The following is a 20,939-nucleotide window of genomic DNA, read 5'->3' on the forward strand; positions in this document are numbered from 1 at the left end:
ACACGACTAACACCAACCGATTTCATTCCTTACCCCTTTGAAAAAAGCTATGTTTCCAGTTCATCGTCCTCGCCGTCTCCGTAGTCATCCTCAACTCAGACGGATGGTACGAGAAACGACGCTGACCACGAGTGATTTGATCTACCCCTTGTTTGCGGTACCGGGTGAGGGAATTGCAAATGAAGTTCGCTCGATGCCCGGTGTATACCAGCTTTCCATTGACAAGATCGTAGAAGAAGCAAAAGAAGTCTACGATTTGGGGATTCCTGCCATTATTTTGTTTGGCATTCCAGCCGATAAAGACGTGGATGCGACGGGTGCGTGGCATGACCACGGTATCGTGCAACAAGCCGCAACTGCTGTTAAAAATGCCGTCCCCGATTTGATTGTGATTGCTGACACTTGTTTGTGTGAGTATACCTCTCACGGTCACTGCGGTTATCTAGAAGTAGGCGACTTAACCGGACGGGTGCTCAATGATCCAACCTTGGAGTTGCTGAAGAAAACGGCTGTTGCTCAGGTCAAAGCAGGCACCGACATTATTGCGCCATCAGGCATGATGGATGGGTTTGTGCAGGCAATTCGGCAGGGATTGGATGAAGCGGGATATCACGACACGCCGATTCTCTCCTATGCAGCGAAGTATGCCTCGGCTTACTATGGCCCCTTCCGGGATGCAGCAGAATCGACTCCCCAGTTTGGCGATCGCCGCACCTATCAAATGGATCCCGGCAACTCTCGCGAAGCTCTCAAAGAGATTGAACTGGACATTGCAGAAGGGGCTGACATGCTGATGGTCAAACCTGCGCTTGCCTACATGGACATCATCTGGCGGGTGAAGGAAGCCAGCAATTTGCCTGTTGCAGCCTACAACGTCTCTGGTGAATATTCGATGGTCAAAGCCGCTGCGCTGAATGGCTGGGTTGATGAGGAGCGGGTTGTGATGGAAACTCTGACCAGCTTCAAACGAGCCGGAGCGGATTTGATTTTGACCTATCACGCTAAAGATGCGGCTCGTTGGTTGGGGGCATAACTCCTCTTACAGACGCTACAAAGTATTTAAAGGTGGGGCGTGATCGTTACGATCGCGCCCGCTTCTTCTAAATGGCGTTTGATCGTTGTGGCTTTTTCCAGGGGCGATCGCGTCTGAAGTAGAACGGGTGCAGATTCGACCAGTTCCTTGGCATCTTTGAGTCTCAAGCTAGTTAGCTCACGAACAGTCTTAATGACTGAAATTTTGTGGGTTGGGGGCACCTCTGCCAGAATGACATCAAACTCAGTGGCATCAAGTTGGATACCCAGGTGCTCCAGAATTAGATCTAACTTGCGCTCCATGCGATCGAGTTGCCATCGTGTATCGGGTTTGAGCGGGTTTTGTAGCAAACTACGACGCGGTGGCGACGATGGAATGAAATTGCTCAGGACAATCAAAGCCGTTACCAATCCGCCGAGCAGGGATACAACAAGCCAAAAATCCATAGTTGATAGAATCTGTCCATATTCTCTATTGCCATGCTATAGCAACTGTCGAGACAGGTGAGACAAGGAGGAGTGGGAACATTCCCCCAACTATAAGCTCCACCGTTCGGACGTTTGGCGAAGCCTCAGTTCAAAGCATTGTGGGCAGCATACAACGGGGTTAATCGGTAAATTGTTGATCTGGAGAGAGGGTAGGCATGTTTGTAGTCGGAGATGATACCTGCCTCAGGTAATTCAATAAAGGCTGAAGGGCGATCGCTTGAGCCTCTGCAAACTGCCCATAGGTAAACACATAGGGAATGTGAGGAGGTAGTTTGGGGATGAAGTGCTCCAGGATATAAGGGCTACCGTAGATCACCAATGCCTGTAACCGATCAATATTGAGCAACCGATGGAAAACACTGCTGGCGAGTTGAGTCAGGTTGGCACTACCGCGAAAGGGATTGCCGCGAATAAACAGTTGCAGTAGGGTGGCGGGTTGGTCTGTGTCTGCGGCGATTGTTGGCGTATAGCTGTCTACCATCTGCAACTGATAGCCCAGATGTTGTGGCAGGGCGATCGCCGGAGCCTGTCGTCCTAAAAAAGCACAGTTCACCGCTTCATCCACCACAATCAAATTTTGTAAAGGGGTGGAATGGGTCACTGGTGCCGGTTCATGGGGGAGATGTACCTGCATGGAAGCTTGCAAAATCTCTGCCACAGTCTCTCGCGCTAGAGGTTGCGCCAGATGCTCCAGTTGCACAGGTGCGGGAGGCACATTTTCCCAGGCGTGAGAGGTTCCCCCCTGTAATGGAGCAGAACAGACTTTGTGCTTGGCTTGCCAGATCCGCTCAACGGAATGAGCAATTTGCTCTTGTGCAATGCGTCCCTCTTCTACGGCATGCAGGATCGCTGCGATCGCCCCCTCCGGATCCGCAGGCATCAGCACAATATCGGCTCCCGCTTCCACTGCCAGCACAGCGGCTTCATTGGTTCCATACTGGTTGGCGATCGCCCCCATGATCAGCGCATCGGTGACAATCAGCCCCTCAAACTGCATCTGTCGCCGCAGTAATCCGGTCAAAATCGGCTCAGATAGGGTTGCCGGATAGGTCGTATCCAGCGATGGAATCCGGAGATGAGCCGTCATTACCGCATCAACTCCCGTGGCGATCGCGGTTTGAAACGGGACTAGCTCCAGTTCCTCCAGCCGTTCTCGCGTGTGAGCTAAAACGGGCAACTCTAGATGGGAGTCGATCGCTGTGTCGCCATGTCCTGGAAAGTGCTTCGCAGCGGTCAAAACGGGATGTTGTTGCGTACCCCGAATAAAGGCTGTGGTCAATTGGCTGACGATATCCGCCGTTTCCCCAAACGCCCGCACATTGATCACCGGGTTCTGGGGATTGTTATTCACATCCACCACCGGAGCCAGCACCCAGTTAATGCCGATCGCCAGTGCCTCTTGAGCGATCGCTGACCCCATCGCTTCCGCCAGTTGAATTGCTTTAGGTAAATCGTGAGCGGCGATCGCCCCCAGAGCCATCGGTGGTGGAAACCAGATCGCTCCTGTGAACCGTTGCCCCACGCCTTCTTCAATATCGGCAGCAATCAGCAGGGGAATGCTTGCCCACTCCTGAAGCTGGTGCGATCGCAACCCCACCTCAGCCGCACTACCCCCTAATAAAATCACCCCACCCACCCCCAGATCCGTCACCCAATGCTGGAGTATGGCAGTAGTGGGTTCCCACTGGGGATATTGAATTTGATGATCAAACAAGTAGCCAGAGGCACGCACCACAATCATCTGGGCGACTTGCTCTGCTAGCGATAACTCCTCCCAGGGGGGCAACTGAGCACTCATGGCGATCGCTAATCTTCCGCTGAGGGAATGTCTGTGTCATCCTCTAAGTCGCTTGTCCCATCGGGGATGTCTTTGCGTTCCTGGCTCAAGCGATTGAGTAGCGACAATACCTGTGTTCCCCGTTCGATTGAGCGATCTTCCAGGAAGATCACCTCTGGGGTGCGGCGTAGACGAATCCGATGCCCTAACTCACTCCGGACAAAGCCCGTTGCCGACTTCAGCCCTTCCATCGTCCTGGCACGGGCTTCGTCAGACCCGTAGATGCTGACAAAAATCTTGGCATGTTGCAAATCACCCGATACATCCACATCGGTTACGCTCACCATGCCCTCACCGACGCGATCGTCTTTGATGCCTGTGAGTAATAGCTGGCTAACCTCGCGTTTGATTAACTCCGCGACGCGAGCCACTCGACGGTCAGTCGCCATCGGTTTTCCTCCCTTCCAACTTAGGCTGCTCCTAGCCCTAGCATAGCGCGGAGGGTAAAGGCGATAAAGGCAAACCCGGCAATCAAAAAGCCAATGGTGGGAATAGCAGTGATGGGACGCTGAAACAACGGCAGAATTGGGCGCAGAGCAGCCAACAAAGTGCCCAGGGTAAAGGAGATGAAATAGCGGGGATAGCGCGAAACGTTTTCAAAAAAGTCTTTCATCGGTCGGCTCTAAAAACTCGAATATTTTCACATTAACAGGATTTGGAGGGGTCAGATCCCTGGCTTCTGGCAGAAGCAGGGGAGCCAGCACCACAAATTTTCGCTTTATTGTGGCTTCAATTTTGCCATCTCCCCAGATGCTTAAAGTAACCGGAGAGCTAAATTAAACGCTACTGATAGTGCAAAGTCTTAATTATTTTCTAATACAAACGCTATAGATATAATTTCACTCATTTTGAATCAGCAAAGATCGAGCTGTTGAGATCAAGTTTTGAAAAGCACTGAAAACGATCAAAATCCGTTTGGTCTTAACTGATTTTCTCTAGCAACGCCGAGAACTAAGCTGATCAAAATCTCTTGGCAATGTAGGAGATCTCAAGAAGCAAAAAATTGTTGAAGTGATAGATCACGTTTCCAGAAAACACTCAAATAGTTGCTGCGATCGCCTTCTAGCTTGTTTTTGAAGATTTGTTAGAAGTTTCAAAATCCTTACTTTGATGAATTGAAGGTTTAATTTTGATCAAACTGTGATTAATATAAATTCAGTAGTTTGCTGATTGAGTTTACTGGGTAGTCTATTCCCATGAACTAGCTTTTTGATCAGCTTAAATGATTGAATTCAGCCGTTAGCGATCACCTATCGGGAAACTGTCTCGCATCGCTCTATTTTCTGGCTCACCTATGTTTAACTCCGCCTCCTCTGTTGCCCCGCTTTATGTAGATGTACCCCGTCCCTTCCTAAAGTGGGCAGGGGGAAAAGGGCGGTTGTTAGAGCAATATCGATCGCACTTTCCCCGCTACTTTGAAACGTATTACGAACCTTTTTTGGGAGGTGGAGCGGTTTTCTTTCATCTGTTGCCGCCGCGATCGCTCCTGACCGACATCAATCCTGAGCTCGTGAATGTCTATCGCTGTGTGCGCGACCAAGTTGAAGAGGTGATCGCGCTATTGAGAGAACATGAGCGATCGCACAGTCAGGAGTATTACTATCAAATTCGCTCGATGCTCTATTGCAACCCGATTGAGCGGGCTGCGAGGTTAATCTATCTCAACCGCACGTGTAAATGTCCACAAAACAACACTATTCAAAATGTTCAAAAAGAACAACAACATTTCAGATTTAAAAATTTATTGACCACTACTCGTTTTGCTCAAAAAGTAGCTCTCGCTCAAATATTGCTTTAATTGGCTTGGTAAGCTTACTTGCCCATCAACAAAATGTGGGACAAAAGATGAGGATGTAACGCCCAATTAATTGTCAGATGATGAGTTGATCTCCACTTGTTCTTCTACGCATGTTGTGGTATTGGAAAAACAAGCTTCTGTAGCCGGGATCAATAGCAAGAAGCTTGACGCAGATATGCGCAGGGTTAGTCGCAACAACAGGGTAAGATTGTTGTCGAGGTAGGATGAACCCTTGTGACTGGTTATAATAATCGCCCTCTCAGCTTAGACTTGATTACTCATTTGCTGCTTAGCTTCCCTCCAAGGAATTAAATGTGGGGAGCTCGCAGGGCGTATATGTAGTTCTTGATTAATGACAGGGAGATAATTCATAGGAATGTCAGAACAGAAGCCTTGAGCGATCGCTTCTGCATACCACTCTTCAAATTCTTCTTGGGCAGAAATATTGACAGTCTCAGGAACGTTAGGTTTCCAAAGTTCTTTGATTGCCTGACGTAAAGCACCACCGGGATTATTAATAACGATCCCCTCACCTGATCGGTATTGAACGAAGGCTGCGATTGCGTCTAAAACAACACTTTCTCCTTTTTCCCTAAAAGTTTGTTGAATTAGCTGCCTCAGGGATTTGCTTATTGTGACGCGCGTTTCGCGTAAAGCTTCCTCTACTTTCACAGGTAGATTTGAAGGATGCGTATTTTCTCCTTGGGGAAGCAAATTACTTTGAGTCTCTCGAAACGAATGATATTCTGACAAAGTGCTACCCTCTCTTTTGTCAGTGGTTATTTGAGATTGCAGAGCAGTAAGTTGTTGTTCTAAACGCTCTATAGTCCTTTGTTTTTGAGGTAGCTGAGCCGCCGCTGCCGCTAGAACTTTATTCTGTTGCTTCAAGGTTTGATTTTCTTGTAACAACTGCTTCAGCCGAGCACGTAAGCTATTGACTTCATCATTGAAGATTTCAGATTTACTTTTACTTTCATTATAAATAATTCCTTTCTTCTGATTTTCGATCGCATTCTCAACTAATTCACGATATTTCTTGTGATTGTTAAGAGTATTACGTGCAACCCCAAGTTGAAGAGCAACTTCTGAAAAAGTAATTTTGGTTCCGCTTGCCTCTAGTGATGCCAAAATTTGCTCTAGCTGAGGCAATCGGTTTTCAGCTTTACGAGCACCAGCCTCTTTACCCCCCTTAGAGATTTTGGCTCGATGATTTTCACTTAGCACTCTCATAGAACTACTGTTTTAGAGTATCTAACTTGGCACGAGTAATAGATGCCTGCTCTTCAAGATCATCTGCCAAGCGTTCGTCAAAACCCTCTTGTCGAGCACGAACGGCAGCCTGTTCCAGTCCAGAAATCATCTCTTCTGCACGGCTGATCTTGTTGGACTCTAAGATATGATTTGGACACTTCAAGCACTGTCCCAGATGCAAACACGGTTGGTCGTATAAGCACCGTCCTACAATTGCGATATTCCAACTGTTTGTTACTGGATACTGCTCAATAAATTCACCAATCACTGCCTGACCTGGACTTTCAAGATCAATGGATAACCGGCGAACTAATTCAATTTCATCAGGGGGCGGAGGTAAGATAGGAGATTGTCGCCCCAGCATACGAGCAGCGACTACTGGTTTTACTTCGACTGTTGAAACTTTGGCGTAAGATTGAAAGGTTGTGTTGGGGTCTTTATGTCCCAACCACTTGTGGATAAAAAGAATACTGAACCCGTTTTCAGATAGCTCTGTAGCGCGAGTTGAACGCAGCGACTTAGCAACAAAGGTGGCAAGCCTTCCGCTAGAGTCACGAATTTCGTGGGCTTCTATCAACCACTCGATCGCCATAGGAAGCGCGTTACTTTTGTCTCCGGTCGTAGGCGGTTTTAATTGTTTAATAGTTCCTTGATGGAGAGATTGAATCTTCTCTTCTGCTGTAGCACTTTTCCAAGTTCTAGCTTTGGAGATTTTGTAGAAAAGGTAAGGATAATCCGGATCTAATTGCCGAACTCTTTGCTGTTGTTGACGAATCATTTCGACTAAAGCGTTAGGGAGACGAAGACTATGAGTGTCTTCTACCTTGCTTCGCTCTAGCTTTAAAAGGTAGTAGGTTTGCCTAGCATCTTTATGCAATTCTAAGCAATCAAAAGATAGTTTATATGTTTCATTGGGACGACTGGCAGCGTAATGCATTAGGAGGAATTGCAGTTGCAAATCGCTTGGTAGATCACCTAAATGCGCGAAAATTTCGTCCATTACCTCTGACTCTACTGGATTTGGAATTCTTCGTTCTCTAGTCCAATAGTGCCCTTCGTTGATTAAGAAAGCTAAGGAAGGATTATTAGTTTTACCAGCACACCAAACGAGAAAAATCCTTAAGAGCGAGAGCCGAACATTTCTTGAATCAATCGTTAAAGATTGTAATCTTTGCCGATACTGAAGAATTGAAGAAGAATTGATCTGCTGTAGTGAAACAAAATTGCTATTGCTCTTGGCATAGTCTGTGATAACGAACAAATCAAGTTTTACAGACTCAGCTTTAAACTGAAGCGATCGCTCTTGACAATACTGCTTTGCCAAGGGCTTTAACCACGGCGGTAGCTTATCGAAATATAGAGCTTTAATATTCCCTTGCCCGTCGTAACCCCAACTCTTATCTGGTGGTCCGAGATGCCGGATATCCCACTCCTCACTATCAAAGTTAAAAGGTGCAAGAGGATATGCAAGCCCTCTTTTGCTATAAGACAGCCGAGAGAATTTTTTGCTTAGTTCTGGAGGTGTGACATGAGTACCACAAGTCACACAGGCAAAGACAAGCCTTTGACCCCCGTTAAATCCTACTGTTTGATGAACCCTTGATTCTATGCAGTGTAGGTTGGGGCAAGATAGATCGTGACGTGGATGACGGAAAACTTCCGAAGCAGATTCGCAATCGGGATTTTGACAGGCTCTAACAGTTGTACAAGTTTCTGGCTTGTAGAGCTTAGTAGGTTGAGAACAATTTAGACAAAGGCTGGCAACGAAGTGGGAACGGCACTTTTTGCACGATAAAGTATTTTTGTGCCTTATTGCAATATAAACAGTGCTAGTTGTTTGACATTTAGGACAAGGATCACTCATTTCTTTGCTTTAAATCTTTCGCTTGTTCTATTCTGTTCTGTAGTAAATTGAGTTGCTGTCTAATACTTTCAGCAGCTAACGTATCGCTCTGTCCTCTTTCATGAAGCTGACTCAGGAGATCGAGCAAGGTTTGCTCACGCTCGTGTAGAAACAGTAAATCTTCTGGTCCTACAAAGTTATAACTACAGCCCCAACAAGCCTGTTCATGCTGACAATCAGTGAGCGGATCTCGTGCACACAGCCCCAAACCAACCAGATAGTAAGTTGTTTTTTCTAAAAGCAGATCAATTTCTGCAACCTTATAAGCAGTGATTTTTCCCTCAGGATTCACTTTACGAATTAAATTTGCTGTTGCTGAACCCGTATAAACTTGGGTCATGCGGTAATTGCGATGCCCCAGAAAGCGTGAAATTACCTCTACCCGTATACCCACCTCATTCAAGGCATCGGATAAAGAGTGGCGGAACATATGGGACGTGACATAAGCGAGTTCGCCATTCTCCTCTAAAATGCCACAATGTTGAATGTATTGCTCTAACCAACTATTAATTCTTATACTTGGACAGTCCATTAATTCAGGCTTGAATCCCAGGCTTCTAACCCCTGAATGTCCATTGTGAAAGATCCTCATCCAGCAAAATAGCTTATCAAAGTTAGGACAATTTTCACGAACCCATCGTTGCTGTTTGCGAATCAAGGGAACTAGTTCTTCAGGAATATCAATTTCATCAATTCCAGCATGTTTTGCAAAGCCTAAACGGAGTTTATACCCTGAATTCCGTTTCACCAGACACTCGTGGGGCATTCTACCGATTTCGACTGCTCGCCGACCCAAAAAAGCAGCCACAAGAATAGCTCGTCGAATAGGATCGGGAAAAAAATTCAAATTTTTAGCATCAATTAGCTGCTGCCAAACGAATTCAGAGATTACCTTCTTCTCATGGCTAAGCTGGCGTTCTGCTTGAGTAGGATAACGTACAGACCAGGGGATGAGTCCGCCATAAAGTCCGTAGTCAGTCCAGCGTAACAGCAATGCACGAACACTGATTTTGGCAGATTGAACTAACACTTTTGCCCATTGGCTTAGCTCTTCGGGTTCAATATCCCAAAGGCGAGTATAGTTTTTCTCATACAGAAATTGATCAATCTTTCTGGCATTCGGGTGGTGTCCAGCAATACTACCTGCTCCCCAACGACCTGGGCTATTATCTAGAATCGTTGCTTGCCAAAGCTTGCAGAACCAGTCTAGCTGGAAACCGTCAAAGTTTAAGTTCTTGAGAATTAGAGGCTGTAACTCTTCTCGACTGAAATGAAGGTCGTTCTGAAAATTCCAGCTAATTTCTTGGAGTAGAGGATACTCTAAATACTGCTCAAGAGGTTGAACTAGTATTCGGTATTGTTCATCCCCCAGATCTGTAAGGTTACGAAACGAGGTGATCGTACCGTTGGTCATTCAATTGCTCCATATAATCGCCCATGTCGATCGCGTCAAAAAAGTGACAGTAAATCTCTAAGGTTGTTTGAATACTGCTATGCCCTAGCCATTCCTGGAGTAATTGAGCAGTACCAATTCTGTCTTTATAAGTTCGTGTTTCAAAAAATAGTTCTTCGGGATTTGCTTGATATAGTCTCTTAAGCAGTGAAGTAGCGAACGTGTGTCTAAGTTGATGGGGTGTAACTGTAAAATTTAGCTTGGCGCACTCACGCATCAACATGTTGTAGAAATAGCTATAGCTCAAGGGGCGACCGTTGCGAATATTGACGAAGTAGGGAAGGTGAGGATCTTTGCGAAGAAATTTATAAATCCGACTTAAATAGTCATCACGTAACTCAAGATAAGTATTGAAAACTCCCTGAAATTGCAAGAGCCAAGTCATTGGTATTATGCGGTCAACGACTTGCCTCCCGTCTAAGACCTCTTCCACATCAAGATAACGACTTGCCCCTTTTGCTCTCACTTTGGGGCGGGCTGGATCATCACGAGCAACGATATGCAAAAGCCTTTTTTGATTGTCGTGGATATCTTCGTGTCGAAAACCTAATAACTCTGCTTTTCGAGGTCCCAAATACCTCGCCAAAAAAACCATTAGCTTAAGGGTAGGATTACTAATTGCTTGCATGAGTAAAGCAAACTGCTCCTCAGAGACAACTTTCGGAACAGTGTTTACTTTGCTTCTAAATGCTCTCCTGTGATTGCCGTTGCTTCGATTATTACGAATGTGCCCCTCTAGCAAACTACCACGAGTAGTTTTGATGCCTGCTGAATGAGCCGCTGAAGCTTCAATTGTCAACCTATTCTGTCTTTTCCAAAAATCTAGAAAAGCACAGATTGAAGCGTTTGCTAATTCCAGGGATTGTTTTGACAAATAATCACCTGACTCAATCTTTCGTGTATTGCTATACCAACTTAAAAATTGAGTTCTGTCTGAAGGACGAAGATCAAACCAATCTAGTTCTAATTCGTCAAGAAATCTCCACAAATAATAGAGGTGACGAGCGTTGTATTCTTGTGTGCTGGGAGCAACGATTCGTGCCCGTAGGAAATCTTCGATAGGCTCAACTGGATAGCCTTCATCTTGGAAAACATGCCATTGTTTTTGCTGGTTACTATCAATTGATTGTTGCAAAAACACCATTAGCAAAGAACCTTTCTGATTAGAAAAAGCTTTTTTTCGCGATCAAATTTTTCCAACTCTTGGTCAAGTTAGAGATTTTAGAGTGGCTTTTTGGATGGAAGCCAAAAATCCGGGCGCATTTCTTTTAGATGCACTGCACAGTTAAGACTGAGGGCGTAGGCTTCAAATCGAGGCTGGTTTAAAGAGTGCATTCCACCGACAGGTAGAGCAGAAAAAATATTTGCTGCAAGAGAAGGTGTAACTACATAGTCCTGTTAACAGCTGATCAGAAGGGCGATCGCTCGTCGCAGGATAAGAGACGTAACAACGAATCGACTTGGTGTCTTTGTGGCTCAGCGCACGAATAATCTCGCTTTGGTCTTGGTTTAAACCCATACTCTAGCCTCAAAATTAGCTTTTAGAGAACGAGAGCAATAATAACGTGCAGCACGTTATAATGCAATAGTTCTACAAATTTCAATCACCACGTCTCAAATTTCCATTGGCTTTCTGCCTTGGCAAGACGTATTTGCTAAAGAAGTTATTGCACGGGAGCAAGATGCAATGCCTACTCAACTTGGATTAAGAGGTAGAGCAACTAAAGCAATATGGCATCCCATCTATTGAAGTTGTGTTTTGTTATTAGTAGACAGTTGAACGCTGTGAAATACAAAGAGTTGAAGTATCTATACCGACCACTACAGTTTCCCTCAGTTCTTATTTACATGAAGGGAACGCATTACATTTAATTTTTCCTCTAGATCGCCTTCCTCAGGAGTTAGGCTTAATCCTAAAAGGCTCTTTAGATAGGAAGCTACCAAGAGAGAACTACTTTTTGCTTTAGAAATTCGACCTTCAGTTATGATTCGTCCATCCCATTCCGGGTTAGAACGCGACCAATTAATATGAGCGATCGCCTCTAAACGTTTTTCCCAATTAATGGGATCTTCCTGAAGCAAAGCTGCTCCAAAATATCCTAAACCAAGCAGTACAGGAGCATGGCTATGAACATAATCTCGACGAATTTCTCCCGCGCTTACTTCCCGCTTGATAACTCGCCACCATTCAGGCATGTATTTGCTGATTGTATGCCAGTAACTAATTGCTAATTCTGCTTGCTGAAGAGTGCTGATATTACTCATGTTTGCTAACAAAGCAGAAGTAGCTAGCCTGATACTACTTAGAGTAAATAATTTACTGGAGCGAGATGGTAAGCTACTGTTCTCAATATCTGTTAGTAATTTAAAGGGTTCTACTGCCTCAATTACTACTTTGGCAATCAATAATTTCTTCTTAGAATAGTTAGACAAAAGCTCATTTATTAAATCACTAAGCTCATCAGACTCTTCGTTATCGAAACAAGAGTGGTTTATATTATTAGAGCCAGATTTAGGCACTAAAATTTTAAGCTCGATGGCTACATTCCAGCACTCTGGTATTTCAGAGATGTGTGACTTTATAGCATTCAAAGCTCGGAGTCCTTTAATGACTATAAAATCAGTTTCCATTGATATTCGTAGTTGACCTTGTTGCTCATCTGAGGTTTCGGCAGTAAATGGCTCAAACGTAGCGGAAGAGCTAAGGCTGACGACTATAGAATCGATATGATTTAGTACTCTTTCCATCAAGACTTTATTAACATCTATTGATAGTACTTTTTCAAAAAGATCACGGGTCATCTTTTCGCGAGTAATCTTAGGACGGTAGTTAGTTAATAGTAGCTTTTGTAGAATATTTAATGGAATCACTACTGTATAACAATCGCTTGAATCATCCTGTGAGTCTCCATTTATTTTGGTCACTTGTAGAACATATTCAAATGCGTTATACATGTCTTTGGGTTTGAAGTTACTACAAATAAGGCTTTACTAACTGAAGGCATTATATTCTGCCTTAGGACTCAGATTTGCTTTACCTGCCACTGCCAGATCCACACCTTTACAACAACTCTCATTTAGTATTGAGTTTAAACATTTTGAAGAGGCTACAGTAGAACCCGCAGCTTCAAAATCTCTAATTTTCAGTGGATCACAAATTGACAAAGAAAGGCGTAGCAATCAGGAAGCGATCGCTGAAAGATTGTATTTACCTAAAAGCAACCCCGAATCAATTTTTGATTCCGTTATCCATCTCAATCACTTAAACGTCTGCTCACCCGATTGGGCACCCTTGATTAAGCTAACCATTCTCAAGGTCTTATGCGCTTCCTCCTCCTTGACCTACCTATCCTGCTGCTGAAAGGATTATTGACCTTGCTGGTCTTCCTGACACCTGTGCTAGGTGTGTGGTTAGCCTCCTCCCTGGTCGCGTATACGAATGGTACAACTTGGTTGGTCGTCTTCTCTGGCATTCTCCTATTTCCCCTGCTCCCGATCGCCTGGGATCTGTGGGGTAGGAAACGGCGCAACCTCAAACCGCAAATTTTGACCTGGGGCGATCGCATTATCCTGCGAACCCTATTGCTCAACCTCATTTTTCTGATTTGCCTGCTGGCACTCCGTCCCCAAACCTCATTTCTCGCCCTTTCAACACGGGGCGACTGGATGTTGGATGGCAGGCAGGAACCCCGAATCGAACTGGTACGGAGATCGTTGTTCAAACTGGCAAACGGACTGGAATGGCTGTATCTGGCAGTTCATCAGAATCCCTACACGCAGTACGCCGACACCAGAGATATTCGCCCGACTCTCCAACCTGAAGTTCAACCCTCTCCGCAACCAACCCAAAGCAGTCAAACTTCCCCACAACCACAGCCGACATCACAACCTGCTCCAAGCCCCTCTACAACGGATCGGACAAACCTGTGGTCGGTTGATGCAAGCATCCATCCTGCGGTTGCTCAGATGCCTCCCTCTGTCGAAACCAGCATTGCATCGGTTGCCCAATACATCGCTCAACAGGAAAAAGACCCATTTTTACGGGTAAAGGCGCTGCACGATTATGTTGCTGATCGCATCGCCTATGATGCGCCTGCCTACTTTGGACAAGCGCCTCGTCCGCCTCAAGATGCGGAGACTGTCTTTCGCACCCGGAAAGCAGTTTGTGCTGGGTATGCCAAGCTACTGGAAGCATTGGGGCAGGCGATCGGGGAAGAAATCGTGTATGTCGTCGGGGATTCCCGGAGTCAGATTAGTGACCTCAATGGTAGTGGTCATGCCTGGAATGCCGCCAAGATTGAAGGAAATTGGTATTTAATCGATGCCACCTGGAATAGCGGTTATGTGGATGCATCTGGCTTCACTAAACGATATAGCGCGAGCTATCTCTTTCCGCCGCCAGAAGTCATGATTATTAGCCACTTTCCTGACGATCCGGCTTGGCAGCTTTTGCCGCAACCCCTGTCTCGCGGAGACTTTCTACGGCAACCCATGTTGCGCCCTAATTTCTTCGCTCAAGGGCTGAAACTCATCTCACCGACGCGATCGCAAACGGATGTTCGAGATGATGCTGTGATCCAGCTTCAAAATCCGAATCAGCGGTGGTTAATGGCGATTTATGGAGTCAAGGGAAGTGGGCAAGCTGAAAAATGTTCCGAGCAAATCAGCCAAGACCCTCAGTTATCTTGTTCTTTACCGGGTACTGGCACCTACGAAGTGCGCTTGTTTAGCGGCAATCAACAGTATGGGCAATACGAGTACGTCGGGCAACTAGAATTCAACAAGGGTTAGTTATTCATCATCTCTAAAATCCAGCAGAAGGTATCAATGATTCAACGCAAAAGCTAGTTTCCAGAAAAGCCGTCATCAACCTAAAACCGATCTGGTTCAGGAACTCACGGCGTTCCTGGTCTAACTTGGTGATCTCCTTCTTATTCAGGCAAACTGGCAGCAACTACGTGCACCACAATTTACAAGCCTAATGTATCAGCTAAGGTAAAGCGGTTGCGACCTCTGATTCTCTTGTCGCCATCATAGGCTATCACTTGATGCACGATGACAGCGATGGGAAGGGTTTGGAAATCTAAACTTACTACCGTTGGGCTATCGTCACAAGTGGCTTCCAGCCTAACCTATTGCACGAGATGATTGTAAATACGGTTCCACGTTCCGTCACCGTGCCACTCGCAGAAGTAGTAATAAACCGTTGAATAGGGTGGGTAATCGTTGGGCAGTAACTACAGCACAACTGCTCATCAGCACGTATAGGATCTCTTGCAGCGCCAACTCAGATTGGCTGTACGATGTCTTCTACACTTGGATTAAGGGGTAAATTGGATTAAGGGGTAAAGAGGTCTTCAAAGAATTCGTATTGTTCAGGTGTGAGTTCACTGAATGTAGGCTAGATTCACGGCTTCTTGGAGGGCTGGTCGGATTAAATATATTCAGCTTAAAACCCAAGGAAGCTTTTCTACATACTGGCTGATGCCCTTTGCTAATCTCCAAATATTTTCTAGGGCTGAAGAGGTCGCGACGTTATAGGCAAGGTAGATTTCAGCCAATTCCATTATGCGGGTGTCAATGTTGGAGAGGTCTACCCGTTCGCTGTCGGAGACAAGAAAGGTTTCGGGGCGATCCTGGTCAACGACATCGGCGAATTCGGAAAAGGGAACCGGGATGTAAGTCACCATCGACACATCTTTGTCCATTGTCCACTTCTTGTATTGAACCGTCGGTGGATCGTCGTCTAAATTGATCTGTCCTTTGGCTCCATAAGCACAGGCGGAGAAGACAACGAAATCCTGGAAGGGGTCTTTGCCGCAGGTGCCATCGATCGCAACGAAGTCCAACTGACGGGTGCCAAAGAACTGTTCGATTTGACGGTGGAGGGTGCGGAGGGAGGCAGGATCAGTGAAGTGGTGGTTAAGGGGGCAGATGAGTTGGTGGAAGAAAGTGTGGTAGAAGTCGCTGGCGTTGCGGGCGCGACTGGTGTAGAGATCATCAAACTTCTCACGGGAGAAGTCGAGAGCATCACTGTAGCTGCTGTAGATGTGGGAGATGTTGGACATACACTGCTTATATTTGCCCTATTCCCATGGAGGAATTTCTCCAACAGACTCTGATCCCTCATCATTCCCTTTAAAGATAGCCTCGATACTTTGTTTAACACTTGAGGGCACTTGACCTAGAGGAGAGAGTTTTACTCTTAACACCTGTACATTATTTTGCTCCTCACCCTTTACATTAGTGGTAACAACATCAGTTCTGATATTTCCTTTATCGTCCCTCTTTACAGCGACTTTGAGTTCAAGCTCAACCGAATCAACAAGTAACGGTGAAACTTCCCCTGCCTCTCCGGGAACGGATTTCAGTAATTCTTGTTTCACATGCTCGATAAATTCAGAGAGACTAATGGCGTTATCTTCCATATGTGATCATACGAATTAATTGATCTCAAACAAGAATTAGCTTATTTTAGAAGTCGATCTGCTTTTAGTTCTTATAATTCCTCCCATGGTGGAATTTCCGCAGCAATATTTCCTGTTGATTCAAAATCTCTTGTTATTTCAAGCTTTACACTTTTTGTTAATATTTCATTTTTTACATCACTACTTACGGGCAGGGCTTCACCTTCGTTAATAGGGTGAACCGCTTGGGAAAGTAAGTCGGGTAACCTTTCTTTTATAGACAGTTGTTGCTCAGGATTAAGATAGCTAATAATGAAGAGAATTGCTTCTACGTTGGTGGAATCAGTTGAAAAATCCTCTTCGCGAATCAAATTTATCAAATTAGTTCTTTCTGTGGAGGTTAAATACTTATTGACAAGATCTAAAACTGCTTCAACAACCTGTATGGAACTAAGGTTTCGAATTGAATTCAAAATCTTTATTGCGTTTAGCTCAGGCATGGTGGTGATTCCAGTAAAGACGACTTACTTTCTCTGATGTGTTAATTGTATGGTCTATCTTGATTTCACCCAAGAAGGTATATCCCCTGCATAAACTATTGAGCCGCTTTTATGGCAGATTCAAGCCCCTCACGGCTAGAGGCTTCCACTTTAATCTCTCTACCATTAGCTTCCACCGTTATTTCGATAAGTTTTTCACCTAATCGATCTTTTACATAGCGGAGCAAAGACTTGATGCTTTTTGGGTTAATATCGACAGTCAAAATATCAATAAACTTCATCACTTACTTCCTTTTCGTTGTTAACTTTGCGCATTTTATTCGATTCTAAATTCAGTAATTCTCAGCAAATTTCCAGCCTATCTTTTCAAATATCTTGTTTATTATCTCTTCAAATTCCTTGTCTATGCATTTGTTTATATCTGGCATCTCTCTCAAGCTTCTTGACAGGTGAAATTGCAAATCTGGTAGGTCGTTACGAATTTCTTCTAGGTCTGGATCTTTGATAGCCCAATCCCAAAACTTGCGGCTTCTTGCTAAACTGTAAGCTAAATAAAGACGGGCTAATTGGACTGTACTCTTATCTCCAAATCCTTGGCTTTTATAAGTTAAATGCCAAACTGCCAAATTGTATAAAAAGCGGCTGTCTAATTCTGCAACCGGATTCCATTTCTTTTTAATAAGCTCTATTTCATTATTTGCTTCATCAATAGAATCTTTATCAGCAAGTAATAGAAGTGCTATAGCTTTACTGAGCCTGATACGATTTGCTACAGGTTCATCTATTACTCTTTCAAGTGCAGAATTATAATTCAGAATAGCCTTTCTTTGTAAATCAATCTTTATCTTCCCTTGCTCCTCTCGACCTTTAGTACTGTAAGTATCAGCTAAGTTTTCATAAGGCTGATACCAATTAGGACAAAGTTCAATTGCTTGCTGTAAGTCCTCAATTGCTAATTGATAGAAGAAGTTACCGTGCGTTTGTGCACTGGCATAGTTAAGCACTCCAAAAAAATTGTGTATTTGCCCCTGATATCGTTTTCGATCTTGACCTAAAGGTACTTTTACTACCATTTCTCTTCTAGACAGTTCAAGAGCTAGCCAACGAGCTACTGGTCTCAACAAAGTAATGTAACGATCTTTGATAGTCAACTCAGGCAAAACAACTTCTGAATCTACAGCTTTCTTGCTTTGTGGTTCCCAGATGGTGTAAAGCCGAGGAACTAATTCTCCTTGAATATCTGTAATTTCAATTGTCAATCCTAACTTTTCTGGAGAACTATCTTTGCTTTGAAGTAGCCCTGTTACTTTTGTGCCAAATGGCGGAAATAGAATATTGATTAGTTGAAAGATAGGACTAAGTTGTGTCGGTGCAAACTCCTTAATAGAAGCCAAAAGGCTAGTTAGGCGTTGATCAGAAGTCGCTTGTGGTAGGGGAGACACATCAGAGGGACGATATCTTTCTGGACCAACACACCTGACATGCTCTTTAACCCTTTGCCGGACTCCTTTAATTTCTCGTATCAGTTCTTGTCGTGCTAACTGAGTCAGCCCTGGCAATACTTTGCTTAACTCATCTTTACCAGATGCGTCAGCAAAGTTTTCAATTACTAACTCCGGTCTGCGGCGAAGCATGAGCCACAATAATCTTTGGAGTAGAACAAGACTAAATAGCAACGCTCCCACTTTAACTACAACAGAAATAACTGTCGTGGTGGCGTTGTTAAAGCTCTCTAACTGCTTCCCAAAGTTCTCAATATCAGTTGTTGTAGTCCACGTAGCAGGTGAGGATGTTGCTGTAGGTTGTGGTGAAGGACTTACGGGGAGACTAGGCGAAGGGTTTTGAGCCAGTACCGAGTTGGGTGGCACTAATACCAATGCGGTAATCAGACAAGCACGAGCAGCACGATGCATTCTTCCTTTACAAAGCCACTAATCCCAACAGGGTACTAATTTCTACCTAGTTTTAACCCAGCAAGACAACACTTGCTTAGAATCTTACAAAATATTCATCTCTAAACATTTGTACTATTATGATGATTGTATTATTGACTGAAGTGCAAACTGAAATCCAACGCTACACATAGCGTTTAGTTTCGTACTGATTTCATATATGGTGTGAAGATGGTATAAGTTAGCATTCTGTTCGTTCTACAGCTTCTGGTCGTTGTTTCAGTCTTTATTAAAATTCCTGTCTAGAAAATAATTGCGATGCCCAAGTGGAAGCTCACCACTGAATTTACCTTTGATGCCGCTCACTATATCCGGGACTACGACGGTCCATGTGGGCGGATGCATGGGCATACCTATAGGGTGCGGATTGAGGCAACCTCCAGCCAGCTTCATGCCTCGGAGTACTGTCCTCATCCTGTTATGGTTGCTGATTTCCGCACACTGCGTTGGGCAAAGCAAGACTTACTCAAAGGAGGGTTTGACCACTCAGTTCTGAACGAGGTTCTGCCCGAAGGCTACGAAACCACTGCCGAGATGATCGCCCAATACATTTACGACAAGACGAAAAAGCAATTACCCCCGGATGTGAAGCTGAAGGTCGCTGTGTCTGAGACTCCTAACTCTTGGGCGGAGTATGAGGACGACTAGGAGCAACCGTTATGACAAGCTTGATTCCCGCTACCCCAACTTCTAAAACAGCCTCAGCAGTCCTGCCAGTAGTGGAAACCTTCCATTCAGTCCAAGGTGAGGGAGTCTGGGCAGGCACGAACGCCTTCTTTATTCGGCTAGCTGGATGTGACGTGGGCTGTCCCTGGTGTGACACTAAGCATTCCTGGAATGCGCGTCGCCATCCTCAACGCCTCACTACCGACCTGATTGCGGAAGCTAAAGCAGCAAATCCGGCGATCGTTGTCATTACGGGTGGCGAACCCCTGATGTATGACCTCTCTTCTCTCAGCAATGGGTTGAGAGCCGCAGGGCTGCGAGTCCATCTAGAAACCTCTGGCGCACATCCCTTCAGTGGCAGCTTCGACTGGATTACCTTCTCCCCTAAGCGATCCAAGCCTCCTCACGAAAGCATTTATCCACGAGTCAGTGAACTGAAGGTCGTAGTTTCTGAACAGGCTGATTTGACCTGGGCAGAGGATCAGGCAACCAAAATCCCAACTGATGCAATCTGGCTCCTCCAACCAGAATGGGGCACACCTGATAGCTACTCGCTCATCTTCGAGTACGTTCTCAGCCACCCAGAATGGAGAATCAGCTTGCAGACCCACAAATTCACCAATATTCGATGAGGGTAAAAACTATGGCTCAGGTTGACTTATCCCCTCGTGAACTCTCCATCATCCTCGCGTCGCTGGAGTATTGGGCTGATAACCACGACGATGATGATCCCTATGACCAAATGAGCGAGGACATGGAGCAAGAAACGTTTGGAGAAGCCGGACAACCTCGCAATGATGAGATTGGTCAACTTTACCGCAAGCTCTATCAGTTTGATAGCGGTGTCCAACCCGTTTGGCGATCGCGCCGCTAATGCCCCTTTACCATGAGGTGAACTATGAGTGCCCCCAAAGCTGTTGTTTTGTTGTCTGGTGGTCTGGATTCAGCAACCTCTGCTGCCCAGGCGATCGCTGACGGTTACGAACTGATTGCCCTGTCGCTCCATTATGGTCAACGCCACGATCGCGAACTAATTGCCGCTAAACGGGTGGCTGAGCATCTAGGGATCAAAGAACACTTCGTGGTGGATGTGAACCTGGCAAAGTGGGGTGGTTCTGCTCTCACTGACCAGGCTGTAGACCTGCCCACTGACGGTGTGAAGCCTGGTGTCATTCCCATTACCTATGTACCAGGACGGAATACGGTCTTTCTGGCGATCGCTCTTTCCTTAGCAGAAGCCAAAGGAGCGGAAGCAATTTATTTGGGGATCAATGCCGTGGACTACTCCGGCTACCCTGACTGCCGACCGGAGTACCTGGACGCTGTTCAGCATCTTGCCACTCTCTCTTCCAAGGCTGGATTAGAAGGAAATGCGCCTAAGCTCGTTGCTCCATTGGTGATGGATTCCAAAGTAGACATTGTGCAACGGGCATTGCGATTGGGCTTACCCATCCAACTTACCTGGTCTTGCTATCAGGGAGACGATGAACCCTGTGGGTTGTGTGATTCCTGCCGAATTCGCGATCGTGCCTTGATTGAGGCAGGCAGACCAGACTTAGCAACGTCGATTGGACGGGGACTGTATAACCAGGAATTAGCCCCCTCCGTTCCGGTATCCTAGTCATTTGGTCGCTGTTTGTAAGGAGCTTTA

The 20,939-nt window shown here is 45.4% G+C and carries 21 protein-coding genes; 7 read left to right on the top strand and 14 right to left on the bottom strand.

Annotated elements, in window-relative coordinates:
* The first annotated feature begins 49 nt into the window (after positions 1–49).
* Positions 50–1,033 carry a porphobilinogen synthase gene (gene hemB / locus H6G89_RS23155; RefSeq protein WP_190510838.1) on the top strand — a complete coding sequence of 328 codons (984 nt, stop codon included), beginning with the start codon at positions 50–52 and terminating at the stop codon, positions 1,031–1,033.
* A 26-nt stretch (positions 1,034–1,059) separates the two neighbouring features.
* Here the strand turns inward: hemB and H6G89_RS23160 are convergent, their stop codons facing one another.
* The 4 genes from H6G89_RS23160 to H6G89_RS23175 all read right to left on the bottom strand — a co-directional run bounded on the left by H6G89_RS23160 (position 1,060) and on the right by H6G89_RS23175 (position 3,971).
* On the bottom strand, positions 1,060–1,479 hold the full coding sequence (locus H6G89_RS23160) for a bL12 family ribosomal protein (RefSeq protein ID WP_242060090.1): 420 nt from the start codon (positions 1,477–1,479) through the stop codon (positions 1,060–1,062).
* Between the two features lie 160 nt (positions 1,480–1,639).
* Positions 1,640–3,319 (bottom strand): glycoside hydrolase family 3 N-terminal domain-containing protein, encoded by a 1,680-nt coding sequence (locus tag H6G89_RS23165; RefSeq protein ID WP_190510840.1) that lies wholly within the window; start codon positions 3,317–3,319, stop codon positions 1,640–1,642.
* An 8-nt stretch (positions 3,320–3,327) separates the two neighbouring features.
* A complete protein-coding gene (gene rbfA / locus H6G89_RS23170) occupies positions 3,328–3,747 on the bottom strand; it encodes a 30S ribosome-binding factor RbfA (protein WP_190510842.1) in 420 nt (139 codons plus the stop codon).
* 20 nt (positions 3,748–3,767) lie between these two features.
* On the bottom strand, positions 3,768–3,971 hold the full coding sequence (locus H6G89_RS23175; protein ID WP_190510844.1) for a DUF751 family protein: 204 nt from the start codon (positions 3,969–3,971) through the stop codon (positions 3,768–3,770).
* 681 nt (positions 3,972–4,652) lie between these two features.
* On the opposite strand from H6G89_RS23175, the gene H6G89_RS23180 reads away from it, so the two are divergent.
* Positions 4,653–5,156 (top strand): DNA adenine methylase, encoded by a 504-nt coding sequence (locus H6G89_RS23180; RefSeq protein WP_190510846.1) that lies wholly within the window; start codon positions 4,653–4,655, stop codon positions 5,154–5,156.
* Between the two features lie 264 nt (positions 5,157–5,420).
* Here H6G89_RS23180 and H6G89_RS23185 read toward each other — a convergent pair whose 3' ends face one another.
* From H6G89_RS23185 to H6G89_RS23205, 5 genes are all read right to left on the bottom strand, one after another.
* Positions 5,421–6,386 (bottom strand): DUF6262 family protein, encoded by a 966-nt coding sequence (locus tag H6G89_RS23185; RefSeq protein WP_190510848.1) that lies wholly within the window; start codon positions 6,384–6,386, stop codon positions 5,421–5,423.
* Positions 6,387–6,390: 4 nt separating this feature from the next.
* Positions 6,391–7,953, bottom strand: coding sequence for a tyrosine-type recombinase/integrase (locus tag H6G89_RS23190; RefSeq protein ID WP_190510850.1), 1,563 nt, complete (start codon positions 7,951–7,953; stop codon positions 6,391–6,393).
* Positions 7,954–8,263: 310 nt separating this feature from the next.
* Complete coding sequence (locus tag H6G89_RS23195; protein WP_190510852.1) at positions 8,264–9,724, bottom strand: site-specific integrase; 1,461 nt, start codon at positions 9,722–9,724, stop codon at positions 8,264–8,266.
* Positions 9,693–10,907 carry a tyrosine-type recombinase/integrase gene (locus H6G89_RS23200; protein ID WP_190510854.1) on the bottom strand — a complete coding sequence of 405 codons (1,215 nt, stop codon included), beginning with the start codon at positions 10,905–10,907 and terminating at the stop codon, positions 9,693–9,695. The genes H6G89_RS23195 and H6G89_RS23200 overlap by 32 nt, the downstream gene beginning before the upstream one ends.
* A gap of 689 nt (positions 10,908–11,596) precedes the next feature.
* Positions 11,597–12,718, bottom strand: a complete 1,122-nt coding sequence (locus H6G89_RS23205; protein ID WP_190510856.1) for a DNA sulfur modification protein DndB — start codon at positions 12,716–12,718, stop codon at positions 11,597–11,599.
* 366 nt (positions 12,719–13,084) lie between these two features.
* On the opposite strand from H6G89_RS23205, the gene H6G89_RS23210 reads away from it, so the two are divergent.
* A complete protein-coding gene (locus tag H6G89_RS23210) occupies positions 13,085–14,554 on the top strand; it encodes a transglutaminase domain-containing protein (protein ID WP_190510858.1) in 1,470 nt (489 codons plus the stop codon).
* A 653-nt stretch (positions 14,555–15,207) separates the two neighbouring features.
* Here the strand turns inward: H6G89_RS23210 and H6G89_RS23215 are convergent.
* The 5 genes from H6G89_RS23215 to H6G89_RS23235 form a co-directional block, all read right to left on the bottom strand.
* Complete coding sequence (locus H6G89_RS23215; protein WP_190510860.1) at positions 15,208–15,831, bottom strand: hypothetical protein; 624 nt, start codon at positions 15,829–15,831, stop codon at positions 15,208–15,210.
* Between the two features lie 18 nt (positions 15,832–15,849).
* Complete coding sequence (locus tag H6G89_RS23220) at positions 15,850–16,191, bottom strand: trypco2 family protein (protein WP_190510862.1); 342 nt, start codon at positions 16,189–16,191, stop codon at positions 15,850–15,852.
* 71 nt (positions 16,192–16,262) lie between these two features.
* A complete protein-coding gene (locus H6G89_RS23225) occupies positions 16,263–16,670 on the bottom strand; it encodes a hypothetical protein (protein ID WP_190510864.1) in 408 nt (135 codons plus the stop codon).
* A 95-nt stretch (positions 16,671–16,765) separates the two neighbouring features.
* Complete coding sequence (locus H6G89_RS23230) at positions 16,766–16,951, bottom strand: hypothetical protein (RefSeq protein ID WP_190510869.1); 186 nt, start codon at positions 16,949–16,951, stop codon at positions 16,766–16,768.
* Between the two features lie 51 nt (positions 16,952–17,002).
* Positions 17,003–18,583 (bottom strand): hypothetical protein, encoded by a 1,581-nt coding sequence (locus tag H6G89_RS23235; RefSeq protein ID WP_190510870.1) that lies wholly within the window; start codon positions 18,581–18,583, stop codon positions 17,003–17,005.
* A 297-nt stretch (positions 18,584–18,880) separates the two neighbouring features.
* On the opposite strand from H6G89_RS23235, the gene H6G89_RS23240 reads away from it, so the two are divergent.
* From H6G89_RS23240 to queC, 4 genes are read left to right on the top strand one after another with little or no spacing between them, the layout of a single operon-like run.
* The gene (locus H6G89_RS23240) at positions 18,881–19,270 is read left to right on the top strand and encodes a 6-pyruvoyl trahydropterin synthase family protein (protein ID WP_190510872.1); all 390 of its coding nucleotides are present in this window, start codon (positions 18,881–18,883) and stop codon (positions 19,268–19,270) included.
* An 11-nt stretch (positions 19,271–19,281) separates the two neighbouring features.
* Positions 19,282–19,920, top strand: a complete 639-nt coding sequence (locus tag H6G89_RS23245; protein ID WP_190510873.1) for a 7-carboxy-7-deazaguanine synthase QueE — start codon at positions 19,282–19,284, stop codon at positions 19,918–19,920.
* 11 nt (positions 19,921–19,931) lie between these two features.
* Positions 19,932–20,162, top strand: coding sequence for a hypothetical protein (locus tag H6G89_RS23250; protein WP_190510875.1), 231 nt, complete (start codon positions 19,932–19,934; stop codon positions 20,160–20,162).
* A gap of 24 nt (positions 20,163–20,186) precedes the next feature.
* A complete protein-coding gene (gene queC / locus H6G89_RS23255; protein WP_190510880.1) occupies positions 20,187–20,909 on the top strand; it encodes a 7-cyano-7-deazaguanine synthase QueC in 723 nt (240 codons plus the stop codon).
* Positions 20,910–20,939: the final 30 nt, after the last annotated feature.

This window comes from Oscillatoria sp. FACHB-1407, from assembly GCF_014697545.1.
In the GTDB taxonomy this organism is placed as follows: Bacteria; Cyanobacteriota; Cyanobacteriia; order Elainellales; family Elainellaceae; genus FACHB-1407.